This is a genomic window from Streptomyces umbrinus (assembly GCF_030817415.1).
Taxonomy (GTDB): Bacteria; Actinomycetota; Actinomycetes; order Streptomycetales; family Streptomycetaceae; genus Streptomyces; species Streptomyces umbrinus_A.
Genome location: NZ_JAUSZI010000002.1, coordinates 5,376,422 through 5,393,504 on the forward strand (window position 1 = coordinate 5,376,422; position 17,083 = coordinate 5,393,504).

The 17,083-nt window shown below is 70.0% G+C and carries 15 protein-coding genes; 5 read left to right on the forward strand and 10 right to left on the reverse strand.

The annotated features are described in order from the left end of the window. Positions 1 to 47: 47 nt before the first annotated feature. Positions 48 to 695, reverse strand: a complete 648-nt coding sequence (locus QF035_RS23320) for a TetR/AcrR family transcriptional regulator (RefSeq protein ID WP_307522472.1) — start codon at positions 693 to 695, stop codon at positions 48 to 50. A gap of 199 nt (positions 696 to 894) precedes the next feature. Between QF035_RS23320 and QF035_RS23325 the strand changes: the two genes are divergently transcribed. Both QF035_RS23325 and QF035_RS23330 read left to right on the forward strand, forming a co-directional pair. Further along, positions 895 to 1,926: a medium chain dehydrogenase/reductase family protein gene (locus QF035_RS23325; protein WP_307522473.1), complete on the forward strand. Its 1,032-nt coding sequence runs from the start codon at positions 895 to 897 to the stop codon at positions 1,924 to 1,926. 175 nt (positions 1,927 to 2,101) lie between these two features. Next, entirely contained in the window at positions 2,102 to 2,497 is a 396-nt protein-coding gene (locus QF035_RS23330) for a nitroreductase/quinone reductase family protein (protein ID WP_307522474.1), read from the forward strand. Positions 2,498 to 2,530: 33 nt separating this feature from the next. On the opposite strand, the gene QF035_RS23335 is transcribed toward QF035_RS23330, so the two are convergent. From QF035_RS23335 to QF035_RS23370, 8 genes are all read right to left on the reverse strand, one after another. Next, complete coding sequence (locus QF035_RS23335; protein ID WP_307522475.1) at positions 2,531 to 4,192, reverse strand: serine/threonine-protein kinase; 1,662 nt, start codon at positions 4,190 to 4,192, stop codon at positions 2,531 to 2,533. Between the two features lie 186 nt (positions 4,193 to 4,378). Continuing rightward, positions 4,379 to 5,155: a TetR/AcrR family transcriptional regulator gene (locus QF035_RS23340; protein WP_307522476.1), complete on the reverse strand. Its 777-nt coding sequence runs from the start codon at positions 5,153 to 5,155 to the stop codon at positions 4,379 to 4,381. A gap of 65 nt (positions 5,156 to 5,220) precedes the next feature. After that, positions 5,221 to 6,120, reverse strand: a complete 900-nt coding sequence (locus QF035_RS23345) for an SDR family NAD(P)-dependent oxidoreductase (RefSeq protein WP_307522477.1) — start codon at positions 6,118 to 6,120, stop codon at positions 5,221 to 5,223. Positions 6,121 to 6,181: 61 nt separating this feature from the next. Then, positions 6,182 to 6,931, reverse strand: coding sequence for an SDR family oxidoreductase (locus QF035_RS23350; RefSeq protein WP_307522478.1), 750 nt, complete (start codon positions 6,929 to 6,931; stop codon positions 6,182 to 6,184). Positions 6,932 to 7,355: 424 nt separating this feature from the next. Next, entirely contained in the window at positions 7,356 to 8,807 is a 1,452-nt protein-coding gene (locus QF035_RS23355; protein ID WP_307522480.1) for an aldehyde dehydrogenase family protein, read from the reverse strand. Between the two features lie 46 nt (positions 8,808 to 8,853). Continuing rightward, positions 8,854 to 10,587, reverse strand: a complete 1,734-nt coding sequence (locus QF035_RS23360; protein ID WP_307522481.1) for an N-acyl-D-amino-acid deacylase family protein — start codon at positions 10,585 to 10,587, stop codon at positions 8,854 to 8,856. A gap of 132 nt (positions 10,588 to 10,719) precedes the next feature. Then, positions 10,720 to 11,838: an LLM class flavin-dependent oxidoreductase gene (locus QF035_RS23365; RefSeq protein ID WP_373466706.1), complete on the reverse strand. Its 1,119-nt coding sequence runs from the start codon at positions 11,836 to 11,838 to the stop codon at positions 10,720 to 10,722. 110 nt (positions 11,839 to 11,948) lie between these two features. Then, positions 11,949 to 12,725 carry an SDR family NAD(P)-dependent oxidoreductase gene (locus QF035_RS23370; protein ID WP_307522482.1) on the reverse strand — a complete coding sequence of 259 codons (777 nt, stop codon included), beginning with the start codon at positions 12,723 to 12,725 and terminating at the stop codon, positions 11,949 to 11,951. Between the two features lie 212 nt (positions 12,726 to 12,937). Between QF035_RS23370 and QF035_RS23375 the strand changes: the two genes are divergently transcribed. The 3 genes from QF035_RS23375 to QF035_RS23385 all read left to right on the forward strand — a co-directional run bounded on the left by QF035_RS23375 (position 12,938) and on the right by QF035_RS23385 (position 16,038). Further along, entirely contained in the window at positions 12,938 to 14,140 is a 1,203-nt protein-coding gene (locus QF035_RS23375) for an IS110 family transposase (protein WP_307519482.1), read from the forward strand. 262 nt (positions 14,141 to 14,402) lie between these two features. Continuing rightward, positions 14,403 to 15,137, forward strand: a complete 735-nt coding sequence (locus QF035_RS23380) for a hypothetical protein (RefSeq protein ID WP_307522483.1) — start codon at positions 14,403 to 14,405, stop codon at positions 15,135 to 15,137. Between the two features lie 109 nt (positions 15,138 to 15,246). Further along, positions 15,247 to 16,038: a hypothetical protein gene (locus tag QF035_RS23385; protein WP_307522484.1), complete on the forward strand. Its 792-nt coding sequence runs from the start codon at positions 15,247 to 15,249 to the stop codon at positions 16,036 to 16,038. A 156-nt stretch (positions 16,039 to 16,194) separates the two neighbouring features. Here QF035_RS23385 and QF035_RS23390 read toward each other — a convergent pair whose 3' ends face one another. Further along, positions 16,195 to 16,971, reverse strand: a complete 777-nt coding sequence (locus QF035_RS23390) for a response regulator transcription factor (protein WP_373466707.1) — start codon at positions 16,969 to 16,971, stop codon at positions 16,195 to 16,197. Positions 16,972 to 17,083: the final 112 nt, after the last annotated feature.

A 17,083-nucleotide genomic window follows, 5' to 3' on the forward strand; every position in this document is an offset into this window, starting at 1 on the left:
CCGGCGGCCCTGCGGGAGAGGTTCAGCACCGGCCCGGCACGGTGTGGTCAGATCCTGAGCAGGTCGTCCAGTTCGGCCGCGTACAGCAGCGCGGGGTCGAAGCCCATCCCGGTGAAGTGACCGGCGAGCTCCAGGGACAGAACGCCGTGCAGCCGGGTCCAGAGCGCCAGGCCCCGATGGAGGGCCGCGGGCGGGGCGGGGTGGCCCGCCGCCCACTGGCGGTGGCTTTCCAGGTGGGCGTCGAACGGCGTCGCGGGGCCGTCCGAGGGCAGTGCGGCGCAGGCGTCGAGCAACGTCGCCATGATGCCCTGCGCGATTCCGGTGACGTCGCCCGGCGCGTGGTAGCCGGGTACGGGCGTGCCGTAGATGAGGAGGTAGCGGTGGGGGTCCGCGAGGGCCCACTCGCGCAGGGCGTGCGCGAGCGCGGTGAGGTCGGCCCCGGATTCGGCGGCCGTCCGGAGGGTGTCTGCGAGGCTGCTGTACGCGTCCCTGATCAGCTCGGTGATCAGCTCGTCCCGGCCGGCGAAGTACCGGTAGAGCGCGGGGCCGCTCATGCCCATCTGCTTGGCGATCGCGTTGAGGGAGAGCGCGGTCGCCCCCGCCGTGGCGATCTGCTCCCACGCGCGTTCCTTGATCTCCGTACGCACCTGGGTGCGGTAGCGCTCTCGCGGGGTCGTCGTACCGGTCTCCGCCATGACCTGCCGCCTTCCGTGCTTGTGGGGACGCCTGCAGGCTACATGTTCAAGATTTAGTTAGAGGCTATCACTGAACCTCTTGACGTCGCCCTTCTCGTGAAGTTATAACTTCTAACAGAAGCGAGAGAGAATAACTGACCGAGTGACTCACCGAGTGACTCGCAGCGGAACCCGAACACAGAGCGCAGTGGAGGCAGTCATGAACACCGAAGCACTCGTCGAGGTCGTCCTGCCGGGCAAGGTGGAGCCGGAAGGGCTGGAGTTCCGGCACGGAGCCGTCCCCACCGCGGGCCCCGGCCAGGTCCTGATCCGGATGGAGGCGACCGGCGTCTCCTTCGCCGAGCAGCAGATGCGCCGCGGCCGCTACTACGACCAGCCGGCGTTCCCCTTCGTCCCCGGCTACGACCTGGTCGGCACCGTGACCGCGACCGGCGAGGGCGTCGAGCCGGGCCTGACCGGCACCAGGGTGGCCGCACTGGTCAAGGTCGGCGGCTGGGCCAGCCACGTAATCGTCGACGCGGCGGACGTCGTGCCGGTGCCCGACGGGGTCGGCGCGGCGGAGGCGGAGACCCTGGTGGTCAACGGCATCACCGCCTGGCAGATGCTGCACCGCAAGGCCCGCGTCCGCGCCGGGCACACCGTCCTGGTGCACGGCGCCAACGGCGGCGTCGGCTCGGTCCTCGTCCAGCTCGCCCAGGCCGCGGGCGCGAAGGTGATCGGCACAGCGTCCGCTCGCCACCACGACGCGCTGCGGGCCCAGGGCGTCACCCCCGTCGACTACCGCACCGAGGACATCCCCGCGCGGGTCCGTGAACTCGCCCCCGGCGGAGTGGACGCCGTCTTCGACCACGTCGGCGGGCGCAGCGCGATCGACTCCTGGCGCCTCCTCGCGCCCGGCGGCACGCTCGTCGCCTACGGCAGCGCCTCCACCCGGGACGACGAGGGCTCCAAGCAGCTGCCCGTACTCAAGCTGCTCGGCCGGATCTGGCTGTGGAACACACTGCCCAACCGCCGCCGCGCCTACTTCTTCAACATCTGGGCCGGGCGGGCCCTGGCCAAGAACCGGTTCCGGACCCGGCTGCGCGCCGACCTCACCCAGGTCCTCGCGGCCCTCCAGCGCGGTGACATCACCCCCCGCATCGCCGCACAGCTACCGCTCTCCCGCATCGCCGACGCCCTGCGCCTGGCCGAGTCGGGCACGGTCGCCGGAAAGATCGTCCTGAACCCGTAGAGCGTGCGCTGCCGCCCCTGGCCGCCACCCCGGCGGCCCGAGCCGGCCGGCCCAGCTCTATGCTCACGGCCGACCGGCCGACCGGCCGACCGGCCGACGGCCTCGGCCGACAGCTCCGTCATCTACGTCATCTACGTCATCTACGTCATCGTCCAGGACGAGGATCCACAACGACATGTCGCGCTACCACGAGACCAAGTTCCGCGTCATCACGAAGATCCAGCGGTGGGTCGCCAACCCGGTGTCCAGACTGCTGCCGTTCCAGACGCTGTTGGAGACCACCGGACGCAAGTCGGGGCTGCCGCGGCGGACTCCGGTCGGCGGGCGGCGGGTCGGCCAGGAGTTCTGGATCGTGTCCGAGTACGGCGAGAAGTCGCAGTACGTAAGGAACATCCAGGCGAACCCGAGCGTCCGGGTCCGCGACAAGGGCCGGTGGCACCACGGCACCGCCCACCTGCTGCACAAGGACGACGCCCGCACCCGGCTGAAGTCCCTCCCGCGCATGAACAGCGCCGCGGTCCGAGCGGTCGGCACGAACCTGCTGACAGTGCGGGTGGATCTGACCGACTGAGGGACCCCACCCTCCTACGCCGGGCGAAACCGGCTAGGCCGCCCCCCGCCAGACCGTCAAGTCCCCGGACACGAAACCGCTGTCCGGCAGGGCGGTCGACTTCACATCGACCACGAACAGAGCGATGTCTCCGGAGGGGTGTTCGAAGCAGATCTCGCTGCCGGCCGCCACAATGGCGAGCGGGAGCCTGTGGTCGGCGTCGGCGAGGGTTGCGCGACAGGATTCCAGGGTGGCACCCGGCTTCTCGGAAGGCACCCAGTCGATCAGACTCGTGTCGCTCTCCAGCGCGCAGGTCTGCCCGCAGACGAAGCGGATGTCCGCCTTGCGTTCCTTGGCGCTCCTGTCGTCCTTGACGTCTTTGGCGTCCTTGAGGAAGCGGTAGGGATCCTTCATGTCCAGGGGTATCGTCGCGTTCAGCATCTGCACGGGGTACGCGATCGGTTTCGGCGGCTCGGACGCGGTCGAGGAGGGGCGTGAACCTCCTGATGTCCGGCCCCCGGCTCCCGACCCCGAGGACGCCCCGGACGTCGATGAGGAAGTCGACGACCGTGCCGAGGACTCCTGACCGGACGTCGAGGACTCGGCCGAGTTCCGGTCGCGGAGCCGGTCCGACATGTCCAGGGTCGTCCATGCCACACCCGCCGACAGCAGCGCACCCACCGTCACGACGGCCGAGAACACCCTGGTACGCCGTCGGCGGGCCCGCCGCTCGTCCGGCACCGTCGGCTGCGGACGCCGCTGCAGTTGCGGCTGCTGGAGCAACGGCGTCGTGTGCACCGGGGTCGGGTGGGGAACCGGGGACGGAACCGTCACCTCCGGCCCCATGACCTCCCGCCAGACGGCCGGCCCGGCGCCCGCGTCGGCATCCCGGCCCAGCCGCTGCCGGCACCACTCGACGATCTCCGCCGGAGTGGCCCGCTCCCCCGGATCGGCCGCGAGGCACCGGGCCATCAGCGGACGGAGCTGCTCGGGCAGCAAGGACAGGTCAGGTTCCGAGTGCACGATCCGGTACAGCACGCCGACCGAGTTGCCGTCCCCGTACAACGGCTCACCCAGCGCGGCGAACGCCGCTGTCTGGCCGAGCGCGAACACGTCGGTCGCCGCCGTGACCTCACCCCCGGACGCCTGCTCGGGAGCCATGAACTGGGGCGTGCCGACGGTGGCTCCCGTGGCTGTGTGCGAAGTGACGCCGGAGGCCAGCGAGATGCCGAAGTCGATCACCCGCGGCCCGTCGGCGGCCAGCAGCACGTTGGACGGCTTCAGGTCCCGGTGCACGATTCCCGCGGCATGGATGGCCCCCAGGGCCTCTGCCACCCCTGCCATCAGCCACAGCACTGCCGGTACCGGCAGTGGTCCGCGCCGGGCGACGGACTCCGCCAGCGAGGGGCCGGGCACGTACAGCGTGGCCAGCCAGGGCGGTACAGCATCCGCGTCGCCGTCGATCAGCTCCGCGGTGTACGCGCCCCGGACCCGCTGGGCCGCCTTTATCTCCCTGCGGAACCCCCGCCGGAAGATCGGGTCGTCGGCCAGCTCCGGCCGGATCACCTTGATCGCCACCGGTCGGCCGCCCTGGGTGTGCGACAGGTAGACCCGGCCCATGCCTCCCGCGCCGAGCCGGGCGGCGAGGCGATAGCCGGCCACCATGGGCGGATCGTCCGCCTGCAGTGGCTGGAACACCTCAGTCGCGTGGTCCATCGGCCCTCGTCCCCCACCCGCCGGTCGGAGCGGCAGGCTCGGTACTCGGCCACCCCGTCAAGATCGTACGAACTGGGAATTCAAGCACGCCGGCGCCGAATTCGTGACCGAGTTCGAGAGTCGCCCCGGCTTTCCCGCGAAGGTCGTCGGGTCCGGCAGGGGGAGGAGACGGGAGAGGAGAGCCGCCTAACTCCGGGGGGCGTTCGAGATCCGGTTCAGCCACTCCGTGAGCAGGGCGTCCTCGGCGGGGCTGAGCACCGGGGCCGGGGCCTGGCGGAGGAGGGCGTTGAGACGGGCCGCCGTGGCGGGGAGACGGGACCCGTCCGCCTCGCTCGTCGCCGCCGTCCGCGCCGTGTCCGCCTCGGGAGCCGAGGGATCGGGAGCCGAGGGATCGGGGGTGGCCGTCGGAGCCGTCATCACGTCCGGGGTGAAGACCATGGTGTGCACCGAGTCCCGTACGCGGCGGGACACCGACTCGTCGGTGAACGTCGCCGGGCGGGAGACCAGCATCAATGCCACGCCGACGTTCGCGGACATGATGATCTGGGCGGCCAGCTCGGGGGCGAGACGCAACTTGCCCTGTTCCGCGGCCCGTTGGAGGTCCCCCGTGAGGATGCGGTGGGACTCCAGGGCCGCCGCCGGGGGCGTACGCATCGCCGGGGAGTGCATCAGGCGGTACAGGTTCGGGTTGTGCAGGGCGAACTCGACGTGGGTGTCCCAGCCGTCCCGCAGGTCCTGGACGGGATCCGTGCCGGGGGCGCGGTCGCGCTTGGTCGCGAGGTACTTGTCCCAGCCGTGGTCGACGACCGCCGACAGGAGTCCCTCCTTGTCCCCGAAGTGGCGGTAGAGGGCGGGGGCGCCGACCCCTGCCGCCTCGCACACGGCCCGGGTGGAGACGTCCCCGTCCGGCGACTCGGCGACGAGGGCCGCCGTCACTTCGAGAATGCGCGCTTTCGTACTCACGGGAGCGACGCTAACCGACGAGGTCCGGGTCGAGGCGGGGCGGGCCGATGTCGTGCGGGCCGGGGTCACGCGGCCGTCCCGTGCGGGGCGAGGAGGTCGTCCAGGCCTATGCGGGTCAGGAACTCGGCGCGGATGCGGTCCGCGACCCGGCTGACCTCCTCCGACCCGTCGTTCGCCGGGTCGACGTGGACCCGGAAGGGCCGCTCGCCGAGCGGGGAGCCGACGACCTCGACGATCGCGTCGGCCACCAGGGACGCGGGGGCGTCGGCGGGCGCGAGGGCGGCGAGGCGCTGGGCGACCTGGTCCATCAGGCCCGCGTACCGCTCCTCGTACGCGGGCAGGACCGCCTGCTCGGCGGGGTGGCCGCCGGTCGCGAAGTGGTTGGTGCCGGAGGTGAAGGCGCCGGGCACGACGATGGTCGTCTCTATGCCGAAGCGGGCCAGCTCGGCGGCGTACGACACTGCGAGCGCGTCCATCGCGGCCTTCGCGGCGAAGTACGGCGCGAGGTAGGGCGGGGTGCCGCCCCGGGTCGAGGTCGAGCCGATCCAGAGCACGAGGCCGTGCTCCTGGGCCCGCAGGTGGGGCAGGGCGGAGCGGTTGACCCGCTGGGTGCCCAGCACGTTCGTGTCGTACACCGCGGCCAGTTCCTCCGGGGTGAAGGCCTCGGTCGGGCCGGTCACCATGTGGCCCGCGTTGTGGACGACCACGTCCAGCGCGCCGGCCCCGGACAGGACCGTGGCGACGGCGGCGTCCGCGGACTCCTGCGAGAGGACGTCCAACTCGACCGTCCGCAGGTCGACTTGATGCTCGGCCGCGTACGCCTCGGCCTCCGCGACCCGGCTCGCGTTGCGCCCTGCCGTGTCGCGCATCGCCGCGTAGACCGTATGACCCGCGTCGGCCAGTGCCCGCGCGGCGAGCGCACCGAATCCCGAACCGGCACCCGTGATGACGATCGTCTTGCCCATGACGGAACTCCTGAGGAGAGAAGGGGGAAGGTGGAAGGTGAAAAGGAGTGGGACGGGGGGCTTACGCGATGCCGCCGTTGGCGCGGAGCACCTGGCCGTTGACCCAGCGGCCGGCCGGGCCGGCGAGGAAGGACACGACTCCGGCGATGTCGTTCGGTGTGCCGAGGCGCTCCAGCGGCGGCTGGGCGGCCATCCGCGCGATGGTCTCCTCGTCCTTGCCGTCCAGGAACAGGGCGGTGGCGGTCGGGCCGGGGGCCACCGCGTTCACCGTGATGTCCCGGCCGCGCACCTCGCGGGCGAGGATCAGCGTCATGGCCTCGACGGCGCCCTTGCTGGCGGCGTACGCGCTGTAGCCGGGGATGGCGAGGGCCAGCACGGAGCTGGAGAAGTTGATGACCGCGCCGCCCTCGCGCAGCCGGCGCACGGCCTGCTGGTCGACGACGAACGTGCCGCGGATGTTCGTGCGGTGCATCCGGTCGAGGGCGTCGAGGTCGAAGTCGGCGAGCGGGGCCAGTGTCATGACACCGGCCGCGTGGACGACGACGTCGACCCCGCCGTACGTCGCCTCCGCGGCGTCGAAGAGCGCCGCCACCTCGGTCTCGTCCGCCACGTCGGCCCGGAAGGCGAGCGCCCGCCCGCCCGCCTCGGTGATCGCTGCGACGGTCTTGTCGGCCTCGGCCTGATTCCCGGCGAAGTTCACGACGACCGCGAAGCCGTCCCTTGCGAGCCTCTCCGCGGTCTCGCGGCCGATACCGCGGGATCCGCCGGTGACGACCGCTACGCGGGGGGTGGTGGGCTGCTCGTCGCTCATGACGGTGCTCCTGTCGTGGCGGGGGAGCGTGTTTCGCTCCCGACAGAAGCAACGCTAACACTGATTCGATAGCGACGCTACCCCTGACCGTAGCGCCGCTACGGTGTCGTGGTCCGGACGAGGTCTCGCCCCCGCCGCCCCTACCCGTTCCCGTCCCCTGGGGCTGCGCCCCAGACCCCGCCTCATTCGGGTGCGGGTTGTGTGTGGCTGGTCGCGCAGTTCCCCGCGCCCCTTACGGGGCGCCCCCCTGCAGCCAAGTCCCGCACCGGCCGGCCCGTCCTGCGTTTGAGGACGAGCGCGTTCAGCGCGATACCGGGGGTCTGGGGGCGGAGCCCCCAGAAAGGGACGATGGGGTCCCCCCGCTCGAGCGAAGCCGAGAGTGGGGGAGGGTAGGGGCGGCGGGGGCGAGATCGGATCAGTCGGATCAGCCCGGCCACACCAGTGACTGGAGTTCCGAGTACGCGTGCAGGGCGTACGAGCCGACATCTCGGCCCACCCCGCTCTGCTTGAAGCCGCCGAACGGCGCCTCCATGTTGCGGCCGACCGTGTTGACGCCGACGCCGCCGGCCCGCAGCTGCCGGGCCACGCGGAAGGCGCGGGCGACGTCGCCGGACCAGACGTAGTCGATGAGGCCGTAGTCGCTGTCGTTGGCGAGGGCGACGGCCTCCTCCTCGTCGTCGAAGGGGAGGACCACGACGACCGGCCCGAAGATCTCCTCGCGGACGACCCGCATGTCGGGCGTGCAGTCGGCGAGGAGGGCCGGGGCGACGTAGAAACCCCGGTCGGACGGCGGCCGTTCACCGCCCGCGACCACCCGCGCCCCCTCCTTGCGCCCCAGTTCGACGTACGACTCGATCCGGTCCCGGTGGGCCGCGGAGATCACCGGTCCGACGACCGTGCCGTCCGCGCGCGGGTCACCCACCTTCAAGTAACCGGCGTACGCCGCCAGTTGGGCCACCAACCGGTCGTACACCGTCCGCTGCGCGAGCACCCTCGTCGGGGCCGTGCAGATCTGGCCGCTGTAGAAGGAGAAGGTGGTTCCGATACCCCGGACCGCCGACTCCAGGTCCGCGTCCTCGAAGACGACCGCCGCGCCCTTCCCGCCCAGCTCCATCAACTGCCGTTTCATACCGCGCCCGCACACCTCGGCGATACGCCGACCGACGGCGGTCGAGCCGGTGAAGCTCACCATGTCGACGTCGTCCGAGTCGACGGCCGCCTCACCGACCTCCGCGCGCGAACCGCTGACGACGTTCACGACCCCGGGCGGCACGCCCGCGGCCTCCAGCGCCTGAGCCATCCGGTACACGGACAGCGGGTCCTGCGGCGCGGGCTTCACGACGACCGTGTTGCCCATCGCGAGCGCCGGGGCGATCTTGCCTGCCGGGTTCGCCCAGGGGTTGTTGTACGAGGTGATGCAGGTGACCACGCCCACGGGCTGGCGCACAGCCAGGGCACCCATCACGGCCGCCCTGCCGAACGGGCCCGCCTCGTTGATCTGCGGGGGCAACGGCTCCTCGACGGGCTCCACGCGCGCGTACCGCTGGAAACGGGCCGCCCCCACACCCACCTGCATCCCGCGCGCGGTGCCGGTCGTGGCTCCGGTCTCGGCCTGGGCGAGTTCGGCGTACGGGACGAGGTTGCGCCGGATCTCCTCGGCCGCCCGGCTGAGGACGGCGGCCCGCTCCTCGGGTGTCGTGCGCGACCATGCCCGGAAGGCCTCGCGGGCCGCCGCGGCCGCCGCGTGCACCTGATCCCGCGAGGCCTCCGGAGCCAGCCCGACGACATCCTCGGTCGCCGGGTCGATCACCTCGTAGTGGCCGCCGTCCGGCTCCACCCACGAGCCGCCGATGAACAGCCGCTGTTCGTCCGTCACTTGGCCCCCAACGCCCGCCACCGCCGCAACCGCCGTCGTCGGCGCGTCACTTCGTGCTCACCGTGCGCGTGTCCCGGCCCGACCGCAGCACCTTGCCCGGTACGGCACCGGTTACCACGTCGCCCCGTATCGCCTCGACTCCGTTGACCCAGACGGCCGTTATGCCGATCGCCTTCGAGTCGAGGCGCGGGCTGTCTCCCGGCAGGTCGTGCACCAGGGTGGCCTTGCCGGCGTCGATGCGGTCCGGGTCGAAGAGCACGAGGTCCGCATGGAAACCCTCCGCGATCCGTCCGCGCTCGCGCAGCCCGAAGAGCCGCGCCGGGTCGTCCGTGAGCATCTTCACGGCCTGCTCGAGAGTCGTCAGCTTCCGGCCCCGCAGACAGTCCCCGATGAACCGGGTCGTGTACGGCGCCCCGCACATGCGGTCCAGATGGGCGCCCGCGTCCGAGCCGCCGAGCATCACGTCCTCGTGCCGCCACGTCTCCTGGCGCAGCGACCAGGAGTCGGGGTCGTTGTCGGTCGGCATGGGCCAAAGGACCGTACGCATACTGTCGTTGGCGCAGATCTCGATGATGCACTCGAAGGGCTCCTGGCCGCGCTCGGCCGCGATGTCCCGTACGACGCGCCCGGTCAGCCCCTCGTTCTCCGTGCTGTAGGTGTCGCCGATGACGTACCGCCCGAAGTCGGCGAGGCGCCGGAAGACACCGGCCTCCTTGGAGTCGGCCCGCCGCAGCATCTCGCGCCGGACGGCGGGATCCCGCAGCTTCGCGATCCGCTCGGGCACGGGAAGGCCGAGCACTTCCCCCCACCCGGGTATCAGGTTCAGCGCGCAGAAGGTACCGAGCGACATGTTCATCGGCGTGAGGATCGGCATCGTCAGCGCCACGATCCGCCCACCGGCCTTACGGGCCCGCTCACTTGCCGCCAGCTGACGCGGGACGCGCTCCGGTACGGCGGCGTCGATCGTCAGGACGTTCCAGTTCAGCGGACGGCCCGCCGCCGCGCTCATCTCCACGAACAGATCGATCTCGTCGTCGCTGAACTGGTCGAGACAGCCCGCCACGATGGCCTCGATCTGCGTGCCCTCGTGATCGCCCACCGCCTGGGAGAGCGCGAGCAGTTCGGCGGGCTTGGCGTGCCGTGAGGCGACCGGCTTCCCGTCCCCGTCGGAGTGGGTGGAGGACTGTGTCGTGGACAGTCCCCAGGCACCGGACTCCATCGCCTCGTGGAAGAGCGCGAGCATCTGATCCAACTGCTCGGGCGTGGGCTGCCCGCCGACGGCATCCGGCCCCATCACATACCGCCTGAGCGCACAATGCCCCACCATGAAGCCCGCGTTGACCGCGATCCGCCCCTCCAGGGCATCCAGATACTCCCCGAAGGAATGCCAGCTCCACGGCGCGCCCTCCTCCAGCGCGACCAGTGACATCCCCTCGACCTTCGACATCATCCGCCGCGTGTAGTCGGCATCCTCGGGACGCGACGGATTCAAGGGCGCGAGCGTAAATCCGCAGTTGCCACCGGCCACCGTCGTCACCCCGTGGTTGAGAGAGGGCGTCGCATACGGGTCCCAGAAGAGCTGCGCGTCGTAGTGGGTGTGGGGGTCGACGAACCCGGGCGCGAGTACGAGCCCACTCGCGTCCTCACTCGTACGCGCCTCCTCGGTGACCTGGCCGCCGATCACGGCGATCCGCCCGTCCCGTATCCCCACATCGGCGATAAAGGCGGGCCCACCCGACCCATCGACGACGGTCACGCCTTTGATCAGATGGTCAAGCACGACGAAACCCTTCTCTCCCTGAGCCTTCTGGCATCCGAGTCACGACTTACTCAGGGGCGCGGGGCTGTGACATTTACGGCTGCGCCGTGTGGGCGCGACCAGCCACGTGCAACCCGCACCCGCCGACGATCCTCAGACCGCCCCGCGGAACCGCGTCGTCCGATGGACAGGATCCGTATCGATCTTCGGAATCACGTGCTCCCCGATCAGCTTGATCGTCTGGAGCGTCTCGTCCTTGGGCACACCGACCGGCAACCCAAAACTGAGCTGGTCGGCCCCGGCCTGCTCCCACCGCTTGCACTGCGTGAGCACCTCGTCCGGATCCCCGCAGATCAACAGCTCCTCGGCGATGAGCAGTTCGATGAACTCCTCGTTGTACTCGGGCAGCGTCTCCGGCCACACGGGGAACCCCTCGGGCCGGGGGAACGTGTCGTGGTAGCGGAACACCAGCGACGGCAGATAGTGCAGCCCGCCGCCCACGGCGATCCGTATCGCCTCGTCGTGCGTGGGCGCACAGATCGCCGTCGTCGTCACCATCACGTTGTCGTTGACGAAGTCCCCGATCGGCTCCGCCTCCACGACGGCGGTCTTGTACTGCTCAAGGACCCACTCCATGTCGGAGACCTTCTGCACGCTGAAGCCGAGCACCCCGAGCCCCTTGCGGGCGGCCATGGAGTACGAGGGCGGCGACCCGGCGGCGTACCACATGGCGGGGTGGGACTTCCCGTACGGCTTGGGCAGGATCTTCCTCGGCGGGAGCTGCCAGTGCTTGCCCTTGAACCCGACGTACTCGTCCTGGAGCCACATCTTCGGGAACTCGGCGATGGTCTCTTCCCAGATCTCCTTGGTGTAGTTCATGTCGGTGATGCCGGGGAGGAAGCCGAGGATCTCGTGCGAGCCGGCTCCGCGTCCGCTGCCGAACTCGAAGCGGTTCTCGGTGAGATGGTCGAGCATGGCGACCTTCTCGGCGACCTTCACGGGGTGGTTGACCTGGGCGAGCGGGTTGAAGATGCCCGACCCGAGGTGGATCCGCTCGGTCGCGTGCGCGAGATAGCCGAGGAAGACGTCGTTCGCCGAGAGGTGGGAGTACTCCTCCAGGAAGTGGTGCTCGGACGCCCACGCGTACTTGAAGCCGGACTTGTCCGCCTGGATGACGTACTCGGTCTCCTCCATCAGCGCCTTGTGCTCCGCGAGCGGATCGGTCTCGGCCCGCTTGCCCACGTATCCCTGTACAAAGAGCCCGAATTCCAAGGAGGTTCACCGTCCCCTGTCCGTCACCCTGCCAGACCTGACGCACCGTCAGATCCATCTGCCGCCGACTGTTGCACCGCGCCCGCGAGGCGTCAATACCTGATGGGCCGTCACATGGCGCTCACGCCCGCCAGCCAGCCCCCGTCGATCACGAACGGCTGCCCGGTGATGTACGAGGAGTCCTCCGAGGAGAGGAAGAGGGCGAGCCGGGCGACTTCCTCGGGCTTCCCGATCCGGCCCATCGGCACGAGCTTGCGGTAGAGCCGTTCGACGCCGGCCGAGGATGCTTCGGCGTCCGCCGTCGGGTCGAGCAGGGCCGGGTTGCTCATAGCGGTGTCGATGGCGCCCGGGCAGACGGCGTTGACGCGGATGCCCTTGGGGGCCAGTTCCAGCGCGGCCACGCGCGTGAGGCCGACGATCGCGTGCTTGGTCGCGCTGTACGCGCCGACGTACGCCATGCCGGTCACCCCGGTGTACGAGGCGGTGTTGACGATGGTCCCGCCGCCGGCCGCCTCGATCTCGGGGGCCAGGGTCTTGATGCCGAGGAAGACACCGACCTGGTTCACCTGCACGACCTGCATGAACTCGTCGAGAGGCGTGTCGACCAGGGAGTTGAAGCGCAGGATGCCCGCGTTGTTCACCAACCCGTCGACCTTCCCGTACGCCTCCTTCGCGGCGGCCGCCGCGGCCGCCCAGTCGGCCTCCCGGCTCACATCGAGGTGGACGTAGAGCGCGCCCATCTCCTTGGCCAGCTTCTCCCCCTGGTCGTCGAGCACGTCCGCGACGACGACCCTGGCGCCCTCGGCCGCGAAGAGCCGCGCCTCCTGCTCGCCCTGGCCTCGTGCGGCGCCGGTGACGAGTACGACCCGCCCGTCGAGCTTGCCCATGGGTTTCTCCGTAAGTTGTTAGGCGGCCCGGGAGGGCCGGGTGTGGCTTATGGGTTCTTGCCTTCAGTGGCTTCGAAGGAGTGGCCGCCCGGCTCTCCGGGGCGCCCTGGCTGCTGATTGAGATGTGCGCGCTTCGTGCGGTCGCTGATTACGGAGATGACAGCGGGGTGTTCCTCGGGCCGACGGCATGCCGAACGGCGCGAGGAGGGCGAGTGAGCAAGCGGAGGGCCCAGCTCTGGGCCGGTGTCGACGCGGGCAAGGGCCACCACTGGGCGGCTGTGGTCGATGAGACCGGCGCCACGTTGTGGTCGAAGAAGATCGACAACGACGAGTCGGCGATCCTGGCCGCGCTCGGCGAGATCCTCGATCTGGCGGACGAGGTTCACTGGGCGGTGGACATCTCCGGCACGTCCTCGGCTCTGCTGTTGGCCCTGCTCGCGGCCCACGGCCAGCGGGCCGTCTACGTGCCTGGCCGCACGGTCAACCGCATGTCGGGTGCCTACCGGGGTGAGGCGAAGACCGACGCCCGCGACGCCTACGTCATCGCCGAGACCGCCCGCCACCGCAACGACTTCACCGCCATCGACGTGCCCGCCCAGCTGGCCGCCGACCTCGCGCTGCTGACCGCCCACCGCTCCGACCTGGTGGCCGACCGCGTGCGGATGATCAACCGCCTGCGCGATGTGCTGACCGGCGTCTTCCCCGCGCTGGAGCGGGCCTTCGACTACAGCTCGCACAAAGGCGCGCTGGTCCTGCTGACGGGTTACCAGACCCCGGCCGCCATCCGCCGCCGCGGCCGGGCGAGGCTGACAGCCTGGCTGGCCAACCGCAGCGTGCGCAGCGCCGACGAGGTCGCCGCGACCGCACTGGAGGCGGCACAAGCCCAGCAGACCGCGCTGCCCGGCGAGGACGTCGCCGCGCAGATCGTGGCCGACCTGGCCGGGCAGATCCTGGCCCTGGACGACCGGCTCAAGCGGATCGACAAGCAGATCCGCGACACGTTCCGCGGTCACCCGCAGGCGGAGATCATCGAATCCCTGCCCGGGATGGGCCCGATACTCGGGGCCGAGTTCGTCGTGTCCGCCGGCGACTTGTCGGCCTACGCCGACGCCGGCCACCTGGCGTCGGCGGCCGGGCTGGTGCCCGTCCCGCGTGACTCCGGCCGGCGCACCGGCAACCTTCACCGGCCCAAACGCTACAGCCGCCGCCTGCGACGGGTGTTCTACATGTCCGCGCAGACCAGCATCATCCGCGAGGGACCGAACCGGGACTTCTACCTCAAGAAGCGGGGCGAGGGCTGCAAACACGTCCAGGCCGTCATCGCCCTGGCCCGCCGACGAGCGAGTGTGTTGTGGGCTCTGCTGCGTGACGGACGGGTGTTCACCTCCGCTCCGCCGGTCACGCAGGCGGCTTGACTTCGTCATTGAGACTCCTTCGGAGACGCGGACGCGTGGACCACTTCTGACACACCGTCACACGGGTGACGGGCATGCCCATGGTCGTATCTGACGCATCGTCAGGCAAGGGGTCGAGGCCCTGCCGAAGGTTTCCGGGTGTGTCGCAATGCACACGTCAAGTAACCGGCCGGTAGGGACATTTGACTCTGTCGGGCCCGCTGAGGCGGACCAATAATCCTTTCTCGGCAAGGCAAAGAAGCCCCCAAGGACGGAGCAAGGCATGGCCAAGAGGGCCTTGAAGAACAAGAAGATCCGGCTCGTTGCCATTGGGTCCGCACTCGCCACCGGCGCGGCGGTCGTCACCCTGCTGCCCTCGGCGAACGCGGCCGAGGAGAAGACACCTGAGCAGATCATGACCATGTGCGAGAGGTCCGCAGTCGTCAGCGGCGAAAAACGGTCGGTCGAGGATTTCGGAGGCGCCTTCGCGGACGGATTCCAGGCCGACAACTGCGATTTCGCCGAGACGAACTTCGAGACCTTCGACGGCCCCAAGGAGAAGGCCTCGATCGACTTCCCGAACTGCGAGCCGAACGCCACCGACCCGGCGAAGGTCAGCATCACCTGGAAGGCGACCGTCGGCCAGGGCGAGGGCAAGTACACCGCGACACAACAGGGCGCCGGCGGAGGCCTCTTCGGCTTTCTGAGCGGGTCCTGGCTCAAGCACAAGGGCACGACCGACCTGACCATCAAGTCGGTGACGGCCGGCGACAAGGAGACGCGGGAAGTCCCGGTCGGCAAGGTCCTGCACATGGAGTTCACGCCGAAGATGCAGCGCATGACGGGCGAATGGCGTGTACGGATCGACGCCGATCCCGGGAGCTTCGCCGTCAATCCCAGCCCCGAGCAGAACTTCGCGGCGCCCGAGGTCATCGAGGGACCGGTCGTCCTGGCGGGAGCCGCCGGCGCCCCCGGAATCGCGGACGGGGTCGCCAAGCCGGTCCTGACGGACTGCTGACGGCTCCCGGTCGCCCACTGCCGACGGGCTGCCGACAGCCCGGTCAGCCGTGGCCGACGAACCCCGTCACCCGACTCCCCTCCCCCCACTTCCCCCAAGGAGACGCACCATGACACGCACCGGCCGCAAGGGACATCACCGGAGCAAGAAGAAGCGCATCGCCCTCATGCTGGCCCCGGTCGTGGCCGCCGCGGTGGCCGTTCCGCTGATGAACCAGGCGGGTGCCGCCACCCCCTCCGAGGTGTCCAAGGACTGCGCGGAGGACTCCGCGAAGCTGGACAACTGTGAATTCGTCGACGTCCAGGTCAAGAGGAACAGCCTGGGCGCGAACAAGCGCGTTTCCACCGTGACGGACAACTGCGGATCCACGACCGCCGCCACGAAGGACTTCAGCGTGTCGGCCTCGGTGACGAGGTCCATCACCCTTGAGGACGGGTTCACGGCCGCCGCGGACTCGAAGCTGGGCAACTCGTTCTTCGAGATAGGCGCCAAGTTCAACACGACGGAATTCAGCATCAAGCGTGACGACACGGGAACCGGATTCGACTTCTCCAGGACCGACACCGTCAAAGCCGACCACCTCGGGTTCTTCATGTGGTCCGAGAAGCGCACCGATGTGAGCGGATTCCTCAAGGCCACGTACAAGGAGGAGCAGAACGGCCAGAAGGTGTTCTTCTCCCCCAGTGAGGGCGGCACGAGCGTGCACGTCTTCTATCCGCAGCTCCTGAAGAACGGCACCCCTGACGGCCGCCTCTGGCTGCGCAACGTGAAGTGCGGAACTCCCGAGGCGAGCGGAATCCAGAACTCGTCGAACAGCATCCGCACGGAACCCGGATTCGAGGAGGGCGGCACGAACGTCTCGGACGTCGAGGTCCCGCTGTCCGAGATCCCGGCGCCGTAGGCAGGAGCGACAGCCGTACAGCGGAAGCGACCGCCGTAATCGGGAGCGACCGCGGTGAAGTACGGCAACGGCAACAAGGCACGAACGGCCCCCGCGAGTCACGCGGGGGCTTCTCCGTACCCGCCGCCACGGACACCTTCCGTGCCGGCCGCCCCCTCAGCGCGCGGTCGATCCCAGGGGGCCCAGGGTGTCGCTGTACGGGGCCCCGAGCCACCGCAGGACCGCGTCCGTGCCGCCGCGGGCGTCCAGCTTGGCGTAGATGTTGCTGAGGTTGTTGCGGACGGTCTTCTCGCTCAGCCCCAACCTCAGGCCGATCTCCTGTGCGCCCAGGCCGGTCGAGAGCAGTTCCATGATCTCCCGCTCCCTGGGCGAGAGCAGGGCACGCATCCGCTCCGTCGCCTCCCCGCTGCCCGGCATACGCCGGGCAGCGTCGCGCAGGGCGGCGCACGCGGTCGGCGAGAGGTAGGTGTGGCCGATCGTGGCGGCCATCACCGCCGAGGACAGCATGTGGGTGCAGTAGTCGCCCTCGACCAGATAGCCCGCGCCGCCCCGGAACACCTCGACCACCGTCTCCGTGTCGCGCCGGGGGCTGAGGACGATCACCGGGGCGCTCATCGCGCCCATGGCCTTCAGCAGCTCCGCAAAGGCGGTCGACGGGTCCTCGCACCGGAGAACGACGACGTCCACCGCGCCCTCCGAAGGGCGTTCCCGGAGCTCGCGGTAGGGCGGCGACAGGTGCAGCACCCGGCCCACGTACGGATCGTCCGGGGCCGGCCAGTCCTCGTGCGGCCAGTCACCGTCGGCGCAGGCCAGGGCGACGGACAGCTTGCGGGAGGAATCCGCTGGAGCGGTGGTGCCGACGTGCGCGGAGCTGTGCCGGGAGCCGTGCTGTGCGCTGTTCTTGGAAGTTCGGACGTGCCGGGGGGATCGCACTTCGCGTGTCCTTCCGCCGAAGCCATGACGTCCTTGCATACGCGGCACAGGCGGAAGTTGTTCGAAGTTTCAAGAAAGAACTGTCTGGCTGTCAGACAGGTTCCCCGGAGCG

Bases quoted from the DNA above. Each gene is read 5' to 3' on its own strand.
- QF035_RS23330 (WP_307522474.1), top strand. From the start codon at position 2,102: ATGTCGCGCTACCACGAGACCAAGTTCCGCGTCATCACGAAGATCCAG.
- QF035_RS23345 (WP_307522477.1), bottom strand. From the start codon at position 6,120: ATGGGCAAGACGATCGTCATCACGGGTGCCGGTTCGGGATTCGGTGCG.
- QF035_RS23370 (WP_307522482.1), bottom strand. From the start codon at position 12,725: ATGGGCAAGCTCGACGGGCGGGTCGTACTCGTCACCGGCGCCGCACGA.
- QF035_RS23385 (WP_307522484.1), top strand. From the start codon at position 15,247: ATGACACGCACCGGCCGCAAGGGACATCACCGGAGCAAGAAGAAGCGC.
- QF035_RS23350 (WP_307522478.1), bottom strand. From the start codon at position 6,931: ATGAGCGACGAGCAGCCCACCACCCCCCGCGTAGCGGTCGTCACCGGC.
- QF035_RS23380 (WP_307522483.1), top strand. From the start codon at position 14,403: ATGGCCAAGAGGGCCTTGAAGAACAAGAAGATCCGGCTCGTTGCCATT.
- QF035_RS23320 (WP_307522472.1), bottom strand. From the start codon at position 695: ATGGCGGAGACCGGTACGACGACCCCGCGAGAGCGCTACCGCACCCAG.
- QF035_RS23325 (WP_307522473.1), top strand. From the start codon at position 895: ATGAACACCGAAGCACTCGTCGAGGTCGTCCTGCCGGGCAAGGTGGAG.
- QF035_RS23335 (WP_307522475.1), bottom strand. From the start codon at position 4,192: ATGGACCACGCGACTGAGGTGTTCCAGCCACTGCAGGCGGACGATCCG.